Below are 20,197 nucleotides of genomic sequence, written 5' to 3'. Positions count from 1 at the left end.
GCCGGATCGGAATGGGGACCGGCCCGGCCTGGAGGGTTCTGCAAACCGTTTGATTGGTTCCCGCGAGACTATTGCAGCCACCGTCATGAGGGCGAGTACTTTCCGGCCGGGATCGACACGATTTTCCACCGCAATTCCACCGCGACTACCGCATCCGAACCCAGAAAATGAGGCGGTGTGGAACGATCTGCGGCAGATCCCATTACGTATCTGATATATGTTGCAACGGCGTAAGATGAGGACGGCATGCACTCCATCCGCAACAAAGAGGGGGGACGGAAGAAACTTATGCTCAAGCTGCCAGCTTTGCGCGAGCAGTTGCGGCTCCTTTCGAACGATGCGATCGACGACCTTTTTGAGTCGTATGAGCTTGCCACCACCGCACTCGAACGCTTCAGCTTCAACTTGGAGAGCAACAGCAAACTGATCGCGGAATATAAACAGCTCTGCAGCGACATTGAAGCTGAAGTGGAAGTCTATGTGCACAGGATTAAATGGGGAGTTCCGTGACGACACCGTCTTTTATGGAAAGGGCAAGCATCCGTGATTGCGGTGAAACGCTCGCGATCGGAGTTCGTCTGGACGAGCGGCGTCGGCTCAGTGGAATAATTGCTAGTCTCGGTAATCAGGCCCAGCAATCAAAGATCAGCAGCTTGCCGGTTGTCCATCCGAGTCGATGCGAGGGGAGCCTGTTTTCCGAGGCGATTGTCGGGCGTCTGTGCGCTCCGATAAGAGTGGGGTGAACCCGACGCCGGTCGAAACCGCCATTGCCGTCACGATTTGTGCATGGCATCTTCCCGGGAGGATGCCACGTGTCGCTTCGATGTCGAGTTTTCCATTCCTTTTTGTGTAACTATCTGTCTTTTCACTGGAGGCTCGAATGAGCGTTGGCTTGATCGCCCTTCTTGACGATATCGCCGCCCTGGCAAAGGTGGCTGCGGCCTCGCTTGACGATATTGCCGGCCAAGCAGCCAAGGCAGGCGCGAAAGCGGCAGGCGTCGTCATCGACGATGCGGCAGTTACACCCCGCTACGTCACCGGATTTTCGGCAGCACGCGAATTGCCGATCATCGGCAAGATCGCGGTGGGTTCACTGAAGAACAAGCTTCTGATCCTGCTTCCCGCGGCGCTTATTCTCAGCTTTGTTGCACCGCAGGCGATCACACCGCTGCTGATGATCGGCGGGCTTTTTCTCTGCTACGAGGGCGTGGAAAAAGTCTACGCACTGGTGCTGCCGCATGCAGCCCATGCCCATGAATCGGCACTCGAGGCGACAAGCCTGGATGCGCAATCGCTCGAAGACCAGAAGGTCGCCGGTGCGATCAAGACCGATTTCATCCTGTCGGCCGAAATCATGGCGATTACGCTCGCCGCTGTGCCGTCAGGCAGCATATTCTCTCAGGCCTTCATCCTTGCTGTTGTTGGGCTGGGTATAACGGCCATGGTCTATGGTGGCGTGGCGCTGATCGTGAAGGCCGATGATCTGGGCCTGATGATGGCGCGTGGGCAGGCGATGCCTCCGATGGGCCCGTTCTTGCGCGTGATCGGACGAGGGCTGGTCACTGGCATGCCTTATTTTCTGAAAGCACTCGGTATTGTCGGAACGGCTGCCATGATCTGGGTCGGCGGCGGCATCATCGTTCACGGGCTCGAGGCCTATGGCGTAGGCGGCCTTGCGCATCTGATCCATGGTGCCGGGGAGGTGGCCGTCCATGCCGTTCCCGTTCTTGCGTCCGTGCTGCGCTGGGCCGTCGAGGCCGCAGGAGCAGGCATCGTCGGTATTGTCGCCGGCTTGGTCACAATTCCGGTTGCAGGCTACGTTATCTCGCCGGCGTGGCGGTACCTCAAATCACTCCTGCCGCGTCGCCGGCGGAAAGAGGCGCTGGCGGACGGGAAAAAATGAATGTTGCGGCTAATCTACGGGCTGCGATGATCGGTCGGCTCGATGGTGACGCATCAGCCCATTTACAGCATCACAGCGGCCTTTGCGCCGCTGAAATCATGCTCTCGGGGTCCGAGCCGCAGTTGCTGTTAGCATTGACGGACATCCGGGACCGTCACTCCCGCCTTGCGCAGCCCTTCAACGCGGCGCTCAAAATCCTCGGGGTTGCGGAATGGAAGGACGCGGCGGCGGCGCTCGACGGAGAAATTGGGATTGATCTGGAGCGCCTTCTCCCACGCCTGTTGGCCCTCCTCTTTACGGCCGAGATGGCCGTAACATGACGCGAGCAGAGCATAGGCCGTTTCCGACTGAGCGTTTTGCTGAAGCCGCTGCTCGATCGCGATGATTGCTTGCCCATAGTCACCGAGAGAAAAGTGCGCGTCGGCGAGAAATTGGAACAGCACCTCGGGATAGTGCGGATCAAGCCGCATCGATGCGTCGAGCGTTTTAAGCGCAGTTGCGGGATCGCCGGAGAATATCTGGATATGGGCCATCAGCATCAGGAGTGCGGCGGAGTTCGGCGAGAGCGCGAGGCCGCGCAGCACTTCCGCCCGCGCCCGGTCCAATTCGCGGTTCCACATGCAGGCCATGCCCAGGGCGAAATGGCCGTTGGGCTGTTGCTCGGCCATTTCCACAGCTTGCTGCGCCAGATCCAGTCCGATCCGTAGCGAAGCTTCGGGATCGGTGCTCCAAGCGTTGATGTAGTCGAGCACATGGGTGAAGGAAATCAGTGCCTGCGCCGCCGCATAGCCGGGATCGATGGCGATCGCGTCCGCCGCCAGGCTGCGGGCGGCAGAATTTCCCGTCCGGCTATGGGCCGACGCCTGTTCGCGGCCACGCAACAGAAGCTCATATGCGCGGACATCGACTGCGCGCCCCTGGGCTAAGCGATTCTGGTCGCCATGCGTGAGGTTCAGTTTGAGCGCTGTGACGATCTCCTGGGTCAGTTCATCCTGAACGGCAAAAATGTCGGTAAGGTCGCGATCGAACCGGCTTGCCCAGATATGCCCGCCATTGCTCGCGTCGATCAATTGCGCCGTAACACGCACGCGGTTGCCGGCCTTGCGCACGCTGCCTTCGAGGACATAACGGACGCCAAGCGCCTTAGCCATCTCAGGCACGGAGGCTGTTACATTCTTGTAGACGAAGGATGAATTGCGGGCGATCACATGCAATTCGGACAGCTTCGAGAGGTCGGTAATGATGTCCTCGCTGATCCCGTCGGAGAAATATTCCTGTTCGGCGTCGCCGCTCATGTTGTTGAACGCCAGTACGGCGATGGAGGGCTTGTCAGGAACGGACGCAGCCGAAGGCAGTTTCGCCGCGTGCTGCTCTCCCGGTTGCCGTGCCAGGGCCGGCTGCGAAATGGGTCCGACCTGAAGCGAATAGGCCCGCATCGGCTCGGCGATATTCTTGAGCTGGATTGGCCCGAGATCGGTCACGGCGAGATCAAGCCGCGCTCTTACCTGGCGGTAGGCATCTTCGGAGAGACAGATGGCGCCGGGCTGGGCAACTCCCTCCAACCGCGCGGCGATGTTGACACCGTCGCCCATCAGATCGCCGTCGTTCTCCTCGACCACGTCGCCCAGATGGATCCCGACCCGGAACTCGATGCGATGCTCAGGCGGTACGCCGATATTGCGCTCGACCATGGCCGTCTGTACCTCGATCGCGCAGCGCACGGCGTCGACGACGCTGCGAAATTCGATGATGCTTCCATCTCCGGTGCGTTTGACGACGCGGCCATTGTGCACAGCGATGGTCGGATCAACCAGATCGCTGCGCAGCGTTCGCAGCCGCGCCAGGATACGATCCTCGTCCGCACCGGCAAGCCGGCTGTAGCCGACCACATCCGCGACTAGGATCGCCGCCAGTTTTCGCGTCACGCTCGTAGCCTCAGTTCCTCATCGGACCAAAATAGCACAGTGTGACGGCGGCGGCGCTAATCTTCGTCTTTCAGAGAAAAGGCGAACACGTAGTCGCCGTCGTCCCTGGAATATGGCGCTCCGCCAACCGAGATCACGACATATTGCTTGCCGGTTTTCGGCGACACGTAGGTCATGGGCGTGGCGCTCGAGCCGACCGGTAGGGGATATTTCCAGAGCTCATCACCGTTCTCAGCGTCGTAAGCGCGGATGTAATAGTCCTGGAAGCCAGCAAAGAAGACGACGCCGCCGGCGGTCGCCGACGTACCGGCATAACTCGGCAGGCCCATCGGCATCGGCAGATTGGTTTTGATCTTGAACGGTCCGAGTTGTTCGGCGGTCCCGGCCGGGACCTGCCATGCAATTTTGCGGGTGTTCAGATCCACTGCCGTGACGGTCCCGAAGGGCGGCTGCGTGCAGGGAACGCGGAGCCTCGACGTCCACATTTCGGTGGCCATGCCGTAGGGCGTGCCCCGCTGCGGGGCGGAGGGGCCGTGTGCGGTCGTGGTCAGGGCAAAATCGATGTAGTCCTGGCGCGGAATGAGCGCGAAGAGGCTGGGCACGCGGATGTCGTTCATAAAGACGCGTTTGTTGGGCAGGTCGACCGACACGCTTCCCCAATTGAGGCCGCCGAGGTTGCCCGGCTGCTGGATCGCATATTGCGGGCCGATCGGGGTGAAATCGCCGTCATAGCGCATCTTCCGAAAGGCGATGCGGCATGCCAGCTGATCGAACATCGTCAGACCCCAGGCCGTCTGCTCAGTCACCCGGTCCGCACCGATGGTCGGCATGCCGACGGAATAGGGCTGTGTCGGAGACAGTTTCTCCTCCGGGGCGCCTCCTTGCTGCGGCACCGGCTTCTCCTGAACCTCGGCAAGCGGTATGCCGGTCTGACGGTTGAGCAGGAAAAGCTGCCCGCGTTTGGTGGTCTGCAGGAGGGCGGGTACGGTGGCGCCATTGCCGTCGGGCAGGTCGATCAGAACAGGCTGTGCCGGCAGGTCATAGTCCCAGATATCGTGATGCACGGTCTGGAATTTCCATTTCTCCCGTCCCGTCTTGACATCGAGCGCCACCAAGGTGGCATTGTATTGATCGGCGAAATCAGGGCGATTGACGCCGTAATAATCCGGGGTGGTATTGCCGAGCGGTGCATAGATGAGGCCGAGCTCGTCGTCGAATGCCGCCGTCGTCCACATGTTGGGCGTGGCCCTAGTATAGGTCTGGCCCGCCGGCGGGAGTTTGGTGATCTCGGGATTGCCGAGATCCCATGCCCATTCGAGCTCGCCGGTAATGACATTGAAGGCGCGGATGACGCCCGAGGGTTCGCCAACCTCCTGATTGTCTATGACCCAGCCTCCAATGACGATCAGATTTCGGGCAATCAGCGGCGCCGAAGTCTGGAAATAGTAACCTGACTTGACTTCACCCATGCCCTGGGAAAGCTCAACGGTGCCATTGTCTCCGAAGCCCTTGCAGGGTGCGCCGGTCTTGCTGTCGATCTCCAGGAGGCGGGCATCGATCGTCGTCTGCACCAGACGCTCATTGCAAAGACCGTCGGCGGATTGGACCTCCGGTGGCATCTTATAATAACCGAGGCCGCGGCAACGCTGCCAGTACGGCGCCGTCGCCTTGGGATCGAAGGTCCAGCGCGGTTTTCCCGTATCTGCGTCAAGCGCTGCGATTACGTCCGTCGGCGTGCAGGTATAGACCGTATCGCCGATCTGCAGAGGCGTGTTTTGATCGGCGCCATCGCTTTTGCCGGTGCGATATGTCCAGGCAAGATCGAGCTTGGCAACATTGCGGCGGTTGATCTGATCGAATGGGGCGTAGCGATCTCCGGCCGTACTGCGGCCGTAGGATGCCCAGTCGGAGGGCGAGTTGTCGCCCTTGGCGGTCTCGTAGGCGGGGATGTCGGCGGAAGGGTGGATCAGCCCGTGCGGTGTGAAAGCAAGGCTGAAACCTGCAGCGAAAAGAATGGCCGCAAGCAGAGTGCCGCCATAGAAGAGCTTACGGTTGGCGGTTGGCGAAAGCGACGGCGCAAAGAGAAGTGCAAAGCCCGCCAGCGCGATGGGAGACATCAGACGCGCAAAGAGCGCCCAGAAATTGAAACCCGACTCCCAAACTGCCCAGGGAAGGGTGAAAACGGCGACAAGCAGGACGATGAGGGCGCCTGACATCCGGCGGCGCCACAGCAGAAGCGCGGCAGCCAGATAAGCAAGCCCGGCAAAGGCGTAATAGGGCGAGCCGCCGAGGCCGAGCAGCAAGGCGCCGCCTCCCATCAGGCCCAATCCGATAAAGGCGAGAACAATCAAAAACAGGGTGGCCAGAAATTTCATAGTTTCCTCATCCAAATCCGCCGCCCGATCGCCTGGTCCAACTCCGACCACCGCATGGCGCCTGGGGAAGCACGGGCCATTGGGTTGATGGTCAGTTGTCTGGTCGTCGGGAGAGGGCGCTCTCTCGTTCAATTTGTTGCTGATGTACCTCTGGTCACTGACACGCGGCCGCGGCCCGGCAAAGATGCCGCCGCCGCCCGGCGGCGACAGCTTGCCAACCCAAATCGAGTCAATACTTCTGAAAGGGCCACAGATGTTTCTCGGCGAAAAGCTTGATCTAGCGAAGGGGCGACCGACAGGATTCGATTATATGCGATTACTGTTAGCCTTTTCAGTGCTTTGGATACATACGGCCCGCGTCACCTACGGCGACGACCTGTTTCTCTGGGAGTCATCTTTCCGTCCTGTCATGAAATCAGTGCTGCCGATGTTCTTCGTCTTGAGCGGATTCCTGGTGGCTGGCAGTCTTGAACGGTCGAAGACATTGATCTCCTTTCTCGGTAACCGATTTATTCGGATCTACCCTGCTCTTGCGGTGGAGGTATTGCTGGCTGCCTTTATACTCGGAGCGATCTATACAGAGTATGACCTGCGTGACTATTTCACCGATCCTCAGTTCTTTACCTATTTGCTGAATGTCACGGGCCACATCCACTTCAATCTCCCCGGTGTATTCCTGGATAATCCCGACGCCGCGATGGTCAACGGGCAGCTCTGGACGGTGCCCTTCGAGCTTGAGTGCTATGCCGCGATCGCCGCCCTGTTTCTGCTCGGCGTGGTCAGGCGGCGAGTGATCGCCCTTGTTGCCACGCCGGCTTTGATCATCAGCTTCGGTATCGCAAGGTATTGGAAACATGAGAGCGATTGGGCCACGATGCCCACGACTGCGTCGGGCAATCTGCTCATCTGTGCGTTTCTCGTGGGGGTGACCTTCTATCTCTACAAGGACAAGGTCCTCTGGGATGTGAGAATTTTCCTTGCTTCGGTGGCAATGATATTATGGGCCTACTGGTTCACGTCCTTTGGAGATTTCATTGCCATTCCGGCAATCGGATATGTCACGGTCTTCCTCGGCCTGACCTCGCCCCGAAAACTTGGCATTCTCAGTGGGGCCGACTATTCCTACGGCGTCTTCCTTTACGGCTATCCCATTCAACAGGCGTTTGTAGCGCTCGGGCCCTGGGCGCATAACTGGTGGTTGAATGGCATTGTCTGCAGCATCGTTGCGACCTGCTTTGCCGCCTTCTCGTGGAGATTCATCGAAAAGCCGGCGTTGAAATTGAGGAAACAAGTGACCTGGCTTGAAAACCTCAGCCTCCAACGCGGCGCAAAACGGCAATTGGCCGCCGCAGTCTCGAAATAGGCTGATCGATCTCGAGGCCGGCAACTCCATCGCCAGAGATCAGCAGGGTTCGCCATGGCGGCGAGCCCTGTTTCGTTGCGGCGTGGCTAGTTGCTGCCCGACGAACCGTGAACCTATGCCCGGACTCGCTTTTCAGGACTAACGAGCGGATGTTCGGTTCAGGGGAGAACACCGCAGCTACATTCCCGGCTCCCGTATAAGCCTCCCACACCTCAATCATTCCGGTCGTGATTGCCGCGAATTGCTTGACCTTTGGTGATGGAGTGTTCGCGCTCGATGAATAGTCGGATATTCTACCGTGCGGCTTCGTCGACTTGCTGGCGAGGTATTAGCAATATTTTAACGGTAATAGATAAAATACTTTTATCGAACTTCTTTCGACTTTGGGTTTTGTCATGTCGTTGAGGGCTGGCGGTGGCTCGAAGGAGGTGAAGAGAGGAGCAGAATAATGCTGAAGAGCACGCTCATCGTGATCGCCATCTCCATCGCCGCCGGAGCGACCATTCGTGCCTGGGCCTTTGCGTTCTTTGCATTTCTGCTGGTCACGGCCTTGGGCGCCGTGAGTGTGCTGAAAGGCTCCTCCTCGACGGAAGCGCTTGCTTCTGGCCTGGAACGGCTTGTATTGATGGAAATATGCTATCTGGCGGGCCTTTTTGCCTTCTCATTGTGGGGGCATGTTCAAAAGCGCCGGAAAAGGAACGCCATTGCCGAGCGCTCGCCTGTGACCGGCAAGCATCCCCACGGATAGAGCCCATTAGCCGAGGCCGCAGGGTGCTGCTTGGCGGTATATCTCAATCTGCTTTCGTCAGAAACGTTATGAGCAATTCCAGCAAACGTGTGAAGCGGGATTTCGCGTCCAGCAAGGCGCAAGGAAAATGCTCTAGGAGTCCTGCCCGGGCAGCAAGGCGTGCCGGGAAAGCAGGGCGGAGAGTGTTTTGGCCATGATCGCGAAATCCAAGGCGAGCGTCCATTTGGACAAATACTCGACGTCGACCGAAACTCTGTTCTGGTAGCGGAGGTCGCCGCGCCCGGCGGTTCGCCAATAACCGGTCAGCCCGGGACGGACGGCCATATAGGCAGAGGCATGTTCACCGTAACGGGGCAGTTCTTCTTTGTTAATGGCGCGGGGGCCGACGAGGCTCATTTGGCCGAGCAACACGTTGATCAATTGCGGAAGCGCGTCGAGGCTCGATCGCCTGACGATCTCGCCGACGACGGTGACATACGCGTTGGCGGTTGCGTCGGCTCTTGTCGTGCGGAATTGGAGGCAGCCAAACTCCTTGCCCTTGTAACCGATCCGACGCTGGGAATTGAAAATTGGCCCCCAATCACCTAGCGCGATAATGACGGCTACCGAAAGAAGGAACGGCGATAAAAGCAATAAAAAACTTGCCGCAATGACGATGTCCAGTACGCGCTTCAGAATTCTGCTGATCGTATGGGATTGTGACGAATTCAATGGACGTCTTTCCTGTCGCGCCCCGGCAACATCCCGCCAAGGTTCGGTTGGGTTGATGCCATGATTTTTTCCCGCCATCCGCGTCTCCGTAGAGCGAATTCCAGAAATCACAGTCCAAAGCTTGTTTGAATGTAAGTGTGAAGTCTGTGACCGAGGTCACATTCGCCAATAAATTCTTTATTTTTTGAAGAAATTTTCGAGAATAACCGTAATTGTTGTGCCTAATCTTTTACTTATCTGAGATGTTATCAATATATATTTGCGACAACAATGTTATTCTTTTGCCTGTTGGATTTTCTCTGGGGCTACATTTGTCATAAATTTGTATAAAAACATTCTGTCGGCTAAATTGTGTGAATTCAACAGAATCCAATATGAATTTTATGATATATAAATGTGAGTATTCGTCATAATTATGTATAGTTTCAGAACGATATTTTTACTTTATTATTATTTGACTTTATAATTTAACATATTACGAATGCCTCAGCTAAAAATAAGTCAATTAGTCTGCGTGGAGCTGCGTGTATGGACGGGGCGATTAATATCAGAGACGACAGGACTAGGGGCGACGCCGCTCGAAAAGGCGAAGCGGTTACTTGCCGGCCTGCAGCTATTGTTTACGACGGCGGGGCGAATTTGGATCACGAGTTCCCGTTTAGCCGCACGAGTGTTCGAAAATTTCGCCGCGGTGAAGTGATTGCCAGCGCTGGTGTCCTCATCGATATGTTCGCCCGCGTGCATCGTGGGATGGTGAACGCAAGCACGCCGCTTGCAGATGGACGAGAGTTCATCGTGGAGATTATTCCAAAAGGCGGCTTGATCGGCGAATTGGAGGTGCTGCGCAAGCAGTCCCTCAGCTTGGAATATCGGGCCTCATCGGACTGCGAACTGCATTACTTCGATGGTCGTTTGCTGCGGGACTTGTGTGCGAACGATCCGCAATTTCAGGTGAAGATCCTGTCGAAGGCGCTGGCGCGTGTTTCCGAACTCGAACTGCGGATCATTTCCAGCGCCGGATCGAGCCTGAGGCAGAGATTGGCCCGGACGCTGCTGCGCCTTTCTGCCTTGTACAAAGTGGACGGACAACATAGCGGCGATGAGCTGATCATCTCCCAACACGACCTGGCGGCGACGCTGCCGGCGTCGCGCGAAAAGGTCAATCAGTGCCTGCGGCGTTTGCGCGAGAGCAAAGTGGTCGACGGCACGCAGGGTAAAATTCGCATTCTTAATCGGAAGGCGCTGGAAGCTTATGCCGAGGGTGAAGCGTCCATCGCTTGAGGGGCGGGCGCCTCGACGAAAGAATGCGGCAGCGAAAACCTCAATAAAACCCGCCACTGGTGGGTTTTATGTTTTCCCGCAACCGCCGCACGCTTCAGGATGAGATAAACTAGACTTCGCTCTCCGAAGCATTCCTCCAGTATTTCCAGCCTTCACCCTGGATGAGCCCGTGATCGGAGAGATCCTTCCAGCTTCTGTAGGTGCCCGTATCGTCGTAGACGAAGTCATCCTTATCCTTGCTCGACGAATAGACCGCATACTCCTCCGTATGTTGGGACCGGTGCGCCGCATCGGCAACCTTGTGCACGAAGGTCGACAGGAATTTGAAATGCAGAAGGGCGCCCGATACGCCGAGGGCTCCGCGCATGTCGCCCAAATTCAGGGAGAGCGGCCAGACCTGGTGTGATGATTTGAGAAAAAGACGTTCGCCGTCGATATAGACGAGAGGTATCTTGTTGAGCGCGGGACCGTCCCAGAGCCGGTCGCGGAAATAGACCCGCCCGCGAACGCCGCCCTTGATCCATATCGTCCCGTTGCGTTCGTCGAAATGCGCGACATAGCCGGAGCGGTCGAAGAGATTGCAGACCTCAAGCGGATTGCGGCCGGGTTCGCATATGTTTTCGACAACGGGATGCCGGCTGTACATGTCGATCATGACAGAGCGCAGCGAATGACCGCCGGTGGCATCGATATAGGCGGTCAGTTGATCGATCGGCCGTGTGTCGCAATGCGGATAGACCAGGAACTCGTCGGCGTCGACGTAGAGAACCCATTTCTCCTGGCAGTGCCGGTTGATGATTTCGTTGATCCAGTCGTTTCCGAATCTCGCCGCCTTGTAGGATCCGTGGGCGGAAAGAACGGAGACATCGTCGAAGCCGGATAGCAACTCGGCCGTGCCATCGGTCGAGCCGTTGTCGATGCAAATGAAGTGCTCGAAGCCGAGATCGCGATAATACTGCAGGAAGAATGCCAGCCGGTGCCCCTCGTCGCGGATGACGCAGATGACAACGTGACGCGCCTGCTTGAGCCCGTTGCGCAGCAGGTCGTAGCGAAGCTGCCGAGCCTTGAGCGAGCGGCGCAGGCGAGCTTTTGCGTAATGCGAGATACTGGCGGCGGAGGCCCTATAACTCATATTCTGTCCTGAACATTATCCAGCCTGGAATGAATAGTTGCGCTTCCGCCTGCAATCCAAGGGTCGACCGCGATGCCGAGATCAGTCACGCGGATATTCATCCTCAGGCGGACCACCATGCGTCACACGGCGTAATCGCCAACCAGCAGGCTCTGAACCCGCGGACTGGGTCCGTCCGTTTCGATTGCGTGTTTGATGCGCGCCCGCATCGACCGGTACTTATAGAGGACCTTACGATCGAGGCTTATTCCGCGATACAGCGAGTTGTAAATCGGATGTGCTTTGCGCAGGTCGACATAGACTTGGCTTTCCCTGTCCGTCCAGGGAAAGAAGGTGCCATGCCAGGGCTTCGGATGCGCCATATAATGGACGATCGACAAGGAGGACATGTTCACCAGGTGAAGGAACTGTTTGGGAAAATTCCAGCGGTTCGATACGAGGATGAGCGATGACCCGCAGACATAATTTAATGCGCCCTGATCATGTTTGCCCTCGCAGGCCTCGGGATTTCTAGCAAAAAGCTCGAGCGCCTCCTGTCCGATCCAGCCGTTGCGGTGGAATTTCAAAACCCCCGCGTTGAAATAATGGCTGTTCTTTCCGGTGTCGAGGAAGTCATGGATCGCCGTGTAATCGCGCGCCGCGAAAAACCTGCCCTCGGGCACAAAGGCACTTTCGAGCCTGCCGAGATCGCTGACGATCTGCGTATCCCCGTCAAGGTAGATGATCTGGCTATAGTTGGCAGGCAGGATCTCGCAAAGAACCAGCTTGGCCATCGTGCTGACGCTGATGCGTCCCTGGAAATGCGATCCGTCGAGCTTGCCGAGCGAATCCTGCAGCGCTTCGGTCGCGTCGATCAAGTCGACCCCGCTCGTTGCGAGCAGAGCTTTCAGTTCTTCGAAACTATCGAGACGTTCCGACATGAGAACACAGACATCGGTCGCCGGGCTTGCGAATTTGCGAGCCTGAAGCGCCGAGAGAATAGTCGGAAATGAATATTCGACATCGGTGACGTAGACGACGCACTGATTGTTCATGTCCTCACCTTTCCGATTTCCCACAACAGGAATGAATCGCTGTCGCTTTCCAAGTCGAGGGAACCGTTGTTGATTGAGCCGAGGGGCCTGTCATATGAGAGCCCAGTCGGGTATATATTGCCGAGATGCAGTCTCGGTCGTTGGCTGATCGGCGTCCGGCTGCCGGCGGTTTTCGTGTGTTTCATTGTCGAGATATTCACCATGAAGAATGCCCTGCATGCGACAAGGCGGCGTTTCGAGATCTTCTTCCCCGGCACGACGATGGCTACCGGGGTGCATGTCGGGTTGCAGCGAGAAGAGGTATTTGGATGCTGATCACCGCGCTTATCGCCGCCGTGGTTTCGATAGCTGCCGGTGCTTGCATCCGCGCCTGGGCTTTCGCAATCTTTGCATTCATTGTGGCAATCGGCTTCGGCGGCGTGGTTTTTGTGGACGGGTCTTCCGCGGTTGCGGCGATCGGATCCGGTATCGCGATCCTCGTGCTGATGGAGATCGGCTATCTGACGAGTGTATTCCTGTCGGGTCTCCTGCGGCGCAATGCCAGACTGCGGGCGAGCAATTCTGCAGACAGTGTCTCTGCCGCCAGCGAGCGTCAGAAGGGCTGACATTGAGACGCAAGCTGCCGCATATCCTTCGCCGGATCGCGGTTTGGGATCATTTTCGACCGGCAGCCTGATTTCACGGACAATCCCTGGCGGATGCGGTGCGGCCGAGCGGCCGCACACCCGCGTTCGCCCGTGTCCGGCGGCGCCCGGCGGCCATTCGGCGCCATTACGAAAGTTCCGAGCGGGCGTCATTGCGTTGAAAACATCGGCGCTCTCACAGGAGATGCCGATGCCTCCAAGGGGTGCCGCCTCGCGGGCGATGGGGCCGCCCGATGCCGCGGCACATAAGCTCCGGCCAGGCAGCCCGCGGCCAGCCCCGCCGAGGTGCTGAACAGCAAGCCGAGATCCGTGCCGCTGCCCGATATTGCTGCGGAGCCGATCTGTGCGATGGATGCCATCACGGCGGCGGTTCCGATCGCGTGGGTCTCCCGATCGCCGGATTTATACCGCCCGACTGCCCTCACCAGGCTGTACACGAAGACGGCGAACAGGGCGGTGCCGGTCAATCCGACATTGGACAGCAATGCGGCGATGAAACTGGAAGCTCGAACGGTGCCCAGTCCGGCGCCGAAAGTGGCGGTATCGACGAATGCGATCAATGCCAGGGTGTTCCAGGCGGTGCGCTCCTCGCCGGACTGCGATTGCAGCTTGTCCGATACGGTGGTGGTCAGGAGGCCGGCGATGGAATTCCATGCATCGGGAACAAGGCTGAGCGCGGTGATGGCGCAGGGGATGAAGAACAGCGTGATCGCCAGGAACATCATGTGCGCTGTCGTGGCGGGACCGCCGATCAGTCGTTTCAGGCAGAACAGCACGAACATGCAGAGAACGAAGACGCCCGCGACATAGGCGGTTGTCGAGGTGCAAAGCACGATGGTCGGGCCGATCAGAAGCGTTGCCAATCCAGCCATACGGCTTTGGACGCGCTCCAGCCAAAGCATGAGCGTAAAGCCGAAATAAGCCAATGCGACGGCGCCGTAAGCGCTTGCTTCGGGAAAGGGGCCGACGATGCGCTTGAAGCCGTGGATGGTCTCGGCCGTATGCATCGTATAATTCGCATTTCTGATGATATCGAGCAGCTGGGCCTGGCCGATCTGGAACGTTGCGAGGTCGATCAGCGCGAAGGCAAAACACGCTATCGACGCGACGATCAGCTGCTGCGCGATGAAACGGCCATATCCGAGCCGGGCAAGTCCGGCGACGACGGCGAAGCAGGCGAGGTCGCCGAGCAGATAGACGGACTGGCTGAGATTGGACGAACCCGGAGCCAGCGGCGCCGCTACCGTCGACATCATGCCCGAGGGGTCTCTCGCGGAGGAGTAAACGAGGGTCGCACCGGCAAAGATACGGGGCAGGAAGAAGGACGACACCACGGAAAACAGGATATAGCAGGCAAACCAGAAGCCCGGTCCCGGATAGGCGATGCTGGCGAGCGTCGCCTGCATCTGAACCGGGCGCAGCAAGGCGGCCATGACGAGAAAGAGCACCAGAAGATGGCTCGGCTGGATGCTGCTGCCGCCGAGCGCCGGCAGCTGCAGAGCCGCTGCTGCTCCGAGCAGTGTTGAAAGGCATAGCGCGGTGATGGCAAAGCGCGCGCCGTTCAGCATGCTGAGCACGCCAAGCAGCAGAACCATGAAACCGATCGGCTCTATCGACATGCTTCAGATCCCGAGCAGGAGAGCGAGCGGCCGAGGCCTCGCTTTGGCGGAAAGGCGGCATCCACCTTTCGGCGGAATGGGCGAGGCGTCGATGATCACGACCGACTCCTAATTCGATCCGGTCTGGGAAATCCAGCCGGCAGCGGAGCGATTGTCTCCGGCCACATCGGATGACGGGACCATCGAACTCTGTTTCTGCGGAACGGTATGCGGCGACGGAGATGGCGCCTGAAGGTTCGTGTCCAAGCCGACCTCGACGAGATCGTGCGGCAGCAATGCGGTTTGCTCGTCCGCCACGATGCTACGGGAGGTTCCGTCGTCGTTGCGACGCACGATCCTGTAGTTTTTCTGTGCCCTGCCGAGACCCGGCGCATCTGTATTGATCTGGGCGAGTTGAGCGTCGTAGCCAGCCTGCTCGCCGAGGAGCTGGGCGACCTGAATATCGATCGCCGCCCTGCCGATCGCGAGATTAACCTGGTTCAGCAGGTCCTGATTTTCGCTGTTCCGCCTGTTGACGATGTTGGTCTTGGAACGGTCGGCCTCGCTGAGGCCCTGGCGAGCCGTGGTCAGGGCGACTTCGAGATCGATCAGGGTGCCTTGCGCATCCGCAACCCAGCGGTCGACCGAGACCTGGCGGGAATTGCTGACCAAGCCTTTGCTGACCAGGCTGTTGACATTGTCCAGCTCCTTCTGGGCAAGGTCGATCTGCCGCTTTTGCGAACTGATCTTGGCCTCCAGTGACTCGGCCTGCTGCCCATAGAGGCGGGTAAGGTCGTTCGCCGCTTCGATCTGGCTGGCGATGTCGACGCGCCGCAGCCGCATCAGGTTCAGTTCCTGGGCCTTGAGCTTGTCGACGTCGGGTGTTCCCAAGAGTTCGGCGGGGATTTCGAAACTCTGCTCGCCGGCGATCTCGGCACGCAGCCGCGCCTGCCGCATCAACAGATCGCGCCGGTTGAGAACGGCCGTCCGGTAGGCGCCGGCAGCCTGGATCCGGTCGCGCTCGAAATAGGTGTTGTCTTCACGTTCCCGCAGGAAACCGCCGGCGATGCTGACGGCCTTCATCACCGTCATGTTGGGTTCAAAAGGATAGCGGCCGGGGGTCTGCACGGTTCCGGTCACGAAAATCGGTGCATGTTCGGCAATCTCCAGGGCGATATACGGCTTTCCCGGAAGTGCCGATTTTTCGGCCAGCGCGCCGGCAATGGCATCGGCAAGCTGCTCGGTCGTCTTCCCATTCGCCTGCAGGTGGCCAGCGATCGGGATCGACAGATTGCCGGCATCATCGATGGTATAGACGCCGTCGAGAGCCTCCCAGCTGGCATAGCGGGAATCCGACGAGCGCCATTCGACGACGCGTAGTCTGACCTTGTCTTCCGGCACGAGGGTGAATGTTTGCGCATGGGCGACGCTCCAACCGGTCAGGCAGGCGAACGCCAGCAAGGCGAGTGCCACGGAAACGAGGCGATCGAACAAGGATGTAGGCTGCATTGGTCTATCTCCGTTTCGTTGCGGTCGACGGTGAAGGCATCTCGCGCGGCGACGGAGTGCCGAGTTCGAGAATGCGGGACGGAGAGGCACGACCGACAAGAAGATCGGCTAGCGCCAGCACATTGCCGTTCAAACGTCCCCACCGGTCGATCAGGCGGTCCTTCAGCAGGGCGCCCGACATATTTGCCAGGATGTTGCGGCCGATCTGCGCGATTGCACGGCCTTTCGACATCGTGCCCTTGCGGATCAGGTAGACAGGATTGGCGATCTGTGAATAACCGAGCCTTCGGCCGGGCTGGCGTCCGGATCTGACGCCGAGATGCACACCGCGGGCGCCTTCGACGTAGACGGACCGGCCGTGGCGGGCGATGGACCTGCTGAAATCGACATCCTCGAGCCAGCCGTAAAGCGGCAGCTGCTCGTCGAAGGTCAGGGCGTGCTCGACAACGGGCGCAAGGCGGACCGCCATGTTGCATCCATAGGCGTTGTAGACATCCGCGACATGCTCGGCGCCTTCGCCTGCCGTTTCGAGAACCTCCAGGGCCTTCGTCATGCTGAGGCCCCCGTCGAGGACCCCGTCAGCGAGTACCTCGCCGGTGGCGATTGCCACGTCCGGCTTTGCTGCAAAGACGGCCGCCATGCGCGACAGGAAAGTCGCGGCGGGAATGAAGTCGTCGTCGAGAAAGATCAGCACGTCCGCATCGGCTGATGCGGCCTGGATGATCCTGTTGCGCTGGACGGTCAGGCCGCGGCTGCCGACGATGACTTCCACGTCACTGCGGCCGGCGAGCCCGGCCGCATCCTCGATGACGGGCACGCAGACGATCAGCCGTTCGGCTTGATCCGGCAGGCCGGTGAGATAATCGATCGTCTCCCGCAATATCGAAGGGCGCCCGGCCGAGGCGATCCCCAGGGCAATTCGCAATGGGCGGTCCCGTCTTGCTGCTCCTGCCGAAGGTGAGATCATGACTCTATTCTCTTCGGTGCATGGTTGATGATCACACCGAGGATCTCGGCGCCGACATTGCGCATGGTGTCGATGACGCGCACGGTATCGTCGATCGAGGTGCGCCCATGCGAGGTGACCACGAGGACGCCATCCAGCTCCGGCGCGATCGCATTGGCATCGGGGGAGGTCGAGAATGCGGAAATATCGACGAATATGGCGTCGAATTCCTTTTTCAGCTCGGCGAAGCTCAGCTGCGTGCGGCGGGAGCTTAGACGAACGGCCGGCGTCACTGCTTCCACCTTGCCGAGCGGAAGGAATTTCAGGGTTGGGGTGAGGGGTAACGCCGCCGTCTGGATCAGTTCGCCGTTGTCGAGCACATCGATGAGACCTGTGGAACTATGGGGCGCGATCGCTTTGCTCAGGGAGGATTTCTGCGCAGCCGCATCGATCAGCAGCGTGTCCGCCCCCGAAATCGACGACAGCACCGCCAGTTCGCAGGCAATGGTCGATGCCCCGCTGCCGGGATCGACCGCGACGATTCCAATGATGACGCGGCGTTTGCGCCGAAGACCGACGATAGTTGCGCTCAATTCCGCCATGCCGGGAATAACAGGATAGGCGGCCGTATTGCTGCTGGCTGTACCGGCGCCGAGGAAGCGCGCAGGATGCCCATCCCGGTTCTGCTTCGATCTTGCCAGCAAGGTGACGATGGACACTCCGCCGGCGTCCGCGATCTGCTGAGGACGAACGATCCGGCGGTCGCTGGCGTGCCTTATCATAGCAAGCGCCAAGCCGACGCCGAGGCCGACCGCCCCGGCAAAGGCTGTGATGAGCGTGCTGCGCGGCCTCGCCTTCGAAAGAGGCAGCGTGGCCCGCGAGACGATCGTGGCGTCGGACACGGGATAGGTGATGCGCTGCTTGGCTTCGGTAAGCTGGGTCAGCGTGCTTTCATAAAGGGTGCGGCGGGCATCCGTCGCGCTCTGCAGCTCCGCAAGCTTGAACTGGTCGCGCGGATTGCTGTTGAAGGTGTTCAAGGCGCTGGAGGCATCGGCCAGCCCGCGCTGCTGCTCCCTCAGGAATTTTTCTAGCCAGTCGCTGTATTGCCGGGAAGCATCGGCCTTCATTGCGATATTCTTCTGGATATATTGCCTGGCGAGCGTATCGGCGATGGCGACGGCCTTCTGAGGGCTCGACGCTGCAGCTGATATCTCGATGATCGTCGAACTCCCGATCCGGCGTATGTCCATCATGCTCTGCAGCGTGGCGATTGCCAGGTCGTGGAGCCGTTCCTCCTCGGTCCGGGGTCTGGGTGGCGTTTCACCCGTTCCCACGCCTGCCGCGTCCTGCGTGTCCGTCTGAGCAGAAAGAAGCCAGTCCTTCGCCTTGTCGAGCAGCGAGGGTTTCCAATCGACAAAGTCGGGATCGCTATCAAGATCGAGCGCTCTTACCGTCCCGCCGATGACATCGCTCGATCTGGCGATCTCCAACTGCCCTTCTATGAATGCGTCTTCCGCGAAGGCTCTTTGAGCTTCGGTGCTGTTCACCTGCGGGAAGATCACAAGTTGCGTGCTGGCAACGTAAGTCGGCTCGGCGGTGAGAAGATAGCTGCCGGCCATCGCAAGAAAGGCAAAGATCGTAGCCACGATCCAAAGCCAGCGCATTCTGAGAAAAAAGAGCATGTCCCGCAGGGTCAGCGGTGAGTTCCCGCCGGTGGCTGCGGAGGCAGGCAGGGATATCGGGGAAACACCGCTGAAGATCGTGCTTGAGGTCATGTCGTCCTAATCCAAATGGCGAGATTACGGAGTAACGAGATACTGGCAGTTTGGAGGGGACGGGGGACTAGCGTGCCTTCCGACATCGGCCACGATCGGCAGCTCTCCCCTTTAATGCTCAGTACGAGCCACGCTGCGAAAACAGAGCGGGAATGGTCTTGGCAATGATGATAAAGTCCCGGCCAAGCGACCAGTTATTGAGGTAGTGAACGTCGAGGGAAACCCGGTGCTCGTAGCTGACATCGTTGCGCCCGCTGGTCTGCCAATGACCGGTCAATCCAGGACGGACGGCCATGTAGGCCCATATATGCTCGCCGTAGCGCGGCAATTCCTCGGCGGTGATCGGCCGGGGACCGACCAGGCTCATCTCGCCACGAAGAACATTGAACAGCTGGGGGAGTTCGTCGATGCTCGACCGCCTCAGGATATCGCCGACGACCGTGATCCTCGGATCATCCTTCAATTTGCGGGTCGTTTCCCATTCGCTGCGCGCAGCGGGACTGTTTTGCAGCAATTCGGCGAGTTGAGCGCTCGCATCGGTCTTCATCGTGCGAAACTTGAGGCATCCGAACGGCGCTCCGCCGAAGCCGATGCGCGTGTGGGAATAGAAGATAGGACCGCGGTCGGAGAATTTCACGATCATCGCGACGAGCAGCAGAAGCGGGGAAAGCAGGATCAGGGCGGTGATTGCCAACAGAATGTCGAGCGCGCGCTTGGACGATCTGCCTGCTGCACGAGGCTGGGACGCATGGAGGTCGCCGTCTTTCGCAGACTGTCCGACACGCGACCATGCCTCGAAACTATGTGCTTGCCGTGCCATCGGTGGTCTCCAAAACTTTCCGATTAAGAACCGTTCAAACTTTGCTGCGCCGCACCCTGATTGTCTGTTACCAAGGTCATAATCCTTAATTATTTCTTTATGCTACCAAATGGCGGAAGAGAATTGTCACTGTACCTTGTTCTATTTATTTTCATTCTAAATCACCGCCGAAGCTACCTACTGGTGATTAACTCACGGAGATTCATTTATATTTTTGATGCCATGACAATTTTTAGTCTCTAAGACTCTTTGCAAGAACGACTCTCCAATTATGCGACAGTTGTGCGGACGAATCGAATTTTGATTTCGGTATGTGATGTATTTTCTGTTTTTCAACTGGATATAAACTTTATCTTTACGCTAATTATCGGTGATGTTATTTGACTTGCCTATTAAGGCAATATAAATGATGCAGTGCAGCATTTTCTATGAT

General features: G+C 58.5%; 16 protein-coding genes. 6 read left to right on the top strand and 10 right to left on the bottom strand.

The features are described 5' to 3' along the window. Positions 1–246: 246 nt before the first annotated feature. Positions 247–510, top strand: coding sequence for a hypothetical protein (locus tag ATY29_RS33045; protein WP_097533989.1), 264 nt, complete (start codon positions 247–249; stop codon positions 508–510). A 370-nt stretch (positions 511–880) separates the two neighbouring features. Next, a complete protein-coding gene (locus ATY29_RS33040; RefSeq protein ID WP_097533988.1) occupies positions 881–1,903 on the top strand; it encodes a DUF808 domain-containing protein in 1,023 nt (340 codons plus the stop codon). Between the two features lie 128 nt (positions 1,904–2,031). On the opposite strand, the gene ATY29_RS33035 is transcribed toward ATY29_RS33040, so the two are convergent. Both ATY29_RS33035 and ATY29_RS33030 read right to left on the bottom strand, forming a co-directional pair. After that, complete coding sequence (locus tag ATY29_RS33035; protein ID WP_097533987.1) at positions 2,032–3,828, bottom strand: adenylate/guanylate cyclase domain-containing protein; 1,797 nt, start codon at positions 3,826–3,828, stop codon at positions 2,032–2,034. 56 nt (positions 3,829–3,884) lie between these two features. Continuing rightward, on the bottom strand, positions 3,885–6,203 hold the full coding sequence (locus tag ATY29_RS33030; RefSeq protein WP_097533986.1) for a membrane-bound PQQ-dependent dehydrogenase, glucose/quinate/shikimate family: 2,319 nt from the start codon (positions 6,201–6,203) through the stop codon (positions 3,885–3,887). Positions 6,204–6,456: 253 nt separating this feature from the next. On the opposite strand from ATY29_RS33030, the gene ATY29_RS33025 reads away from it, so the two are divergent. Together ATY29_RS33025 and ATY29_RS33020 are read left to right on the top strand one after the other, a co-directional pair. Then, the gene (locus ATY29_RS33025; protein WP_097534048.1) at positions 6,457–7,566 is read left to right on the top strand and encodes an acyltransferase family protein; all 1,110 of its coding nucleotides are present in this window, start codon (positions 6,457–6,459) and stop codon (positions 7,564–7,566) included. A 448-nt stretch (positions 7,567–8,014) separates the two neighbouring features. Next, complete coding sequence (locus tag ATY29_RS33020; protein ID WP_097533985.1) at positions 8,015–8,314, top strand: hypothetical protein; 300 nt, start codon at positions 8,015–8,017, stop codon at positions 8,312–8,314. Between the two features lie 132 nt (positions 8,315–8,446). On the opposite strand, the gene ATY29_RS33015 is transcribed toward ATY29_RS33020, so the two are convergent. Beyond that, positions 8,447–9,103, bottom strand: a complete 657-nt coding sequence (locus ATY29_RS33015; RefSeq protein WP_097533984.1) for a sugar transferase — start codon at positions 9,101–9,103, stop codon at positions 8,447–8,449. 450 nt (positions 9,104–9,553) lie between these two features. Between ATY29_RS33015 and ATY29_RS33010 the strand changes: the two genes are divergently transcribed. Next, on the top strand, positions 9,554–10,306 hold the full coding sequence (locus tag ATY29_RS33010; protein ID WP_003566128.1) for a Crp/Fnr family transcriptional regulator: 753 nt from the start codon (positions 9,554–9,556) through the stop codon (positions 10,304–10,306). Between the two features lie 109 nt (positions 10,307–10,415). On the opposite strand, the gene ATY29_RS33005 is transcribed toward ATY29_RS33010, so the two are convergent. Continuing rightward, positions 10,416–11,438, bottom strand: coding sequence for a glycosyltransferase family 2 protein (locus ATY29_RS33005; protein WP_003566126.1), 1,023 nt, complete (start codon positions 11,436–11,438; stop codon positions 10,416–10,418). 122 nt (positions 11,439–11,560) lie between these two features. Then, positions 11,561–12,472 (bottom strand): glycosyltransferase family 8 protein, encoded by a 912-nt coding sequence (locus ATY29_RS33000; protein ID WP_097533983.1) that lies wholly within the window; start codon positions 12,470–12,472, stop codon positions 11,561–11,563. A 308-nt stretch (positions 12,473–12,780) separates the two neighbouring features. On the opposite strand from ATY29_RS33000, the gene ATY29_RS32990 reads away from it, so the two are divergent. Beyond that, positions 12,781–13,077, top strand: a complete 297-nt coding sequence (locus tag ATY29_RS32990; protein WP_003566123.1) for a hypothetical protein — start codon at positions 12,781–12,783, stop codon at positions 13,075–13,077. Between the two features lie 188 nt (positions 13,078–13,265). On the opposite strand, the gene ATY29_RS32985 is transcribed toward ATY29_RS32990, so the two are convergent. The 5 genes from ATY29_RS32985 to ATY29_RS32965 all read right to left on the bottom strand — a co-directional run bounded on the left by ATY29_RS32985 (position 13,266) and on the right by ATY29_RS32965 (position 19,764). Then, positions 13,266–14,735 (bottom strand): hypothetical protein, encoded by a 1,470-nt coding sequence (locus tag ATY29_RS32985; protein WP_097533981.1) that lies wholly within the window; start codon positions 14,733–14,735, stop codon positions 13,266–13,268. 108 nt (positions 14,736–14,843) lie between these two features. Continuing rightward, positions 14,844–16,223: a polysaccharide biosynthesis/export family protein gene (locus tag ATY29_RS32980; RefSeq protein ID WP_097533980.1), complete on the bottom strand. Its 1,380-nt coding sequence runs from the start codon at positions 16,221–16,223 to the stop codon at positions 14,844–14,846. A 4-nt stretch (positions 16,224–16,227) separates the two neighbouring features. Beyond that, the gene (locus ATY29_RS32975; RefSeq protein WP_097533979.1) at positions 16,228–17,190 is read right to left on the bottom strand and encodes a glycosyltransferase family 2 protein; all 963 of its coding nucleotides are present in this window, start codon (positions 17,188–17,190) and stop codon (positions 16,228–16,230) included. Further along, positions 17,187–18,851, bottom strand: coding sequence for a GumC family protein (locus ATY29_RS32970; RefSeq protein WP_244597490.1), 1,665 nt, complete (start codon positions 18,849–18,851; stop codon positions 17,187–17,189). Before ATY29_RS32970 ends, ATY29_RS32975 begins: the two co-directional genes overlap by 4 nt. A 211-nt stretch (positions 18,852–19,062) precedes the next feature. Beyond that, on the bottom strand, positions 19,063–19,764 hold the full coding sequence (locus tag ATY29_RS32965; RefSeq protein ID WP_097533978.1) for a sugar transferase: 702 nt from the start codon (positions 19,762–19,764) through the stop codon (positions 19,063–19,065). Positions 19,765–20,197 lie beyond the last annotated feature (433 nt).

Origin of the sequence: Rhizobium hidalgonense, assembly GCF_002914525.1 — a bacterium.
Classification (GTDB): domain Bacteria; phylum Pseudomonadota; class Alphaproteobacteria; order Rhizobiales; family Rhizobiaceae; genus Rhizobium; species Rhizobium hidalgonense.
Note: the sequence above shows the minus strand (reverse complement) of the source record. Positions and strands in the feature narration are given on the sequence as shown.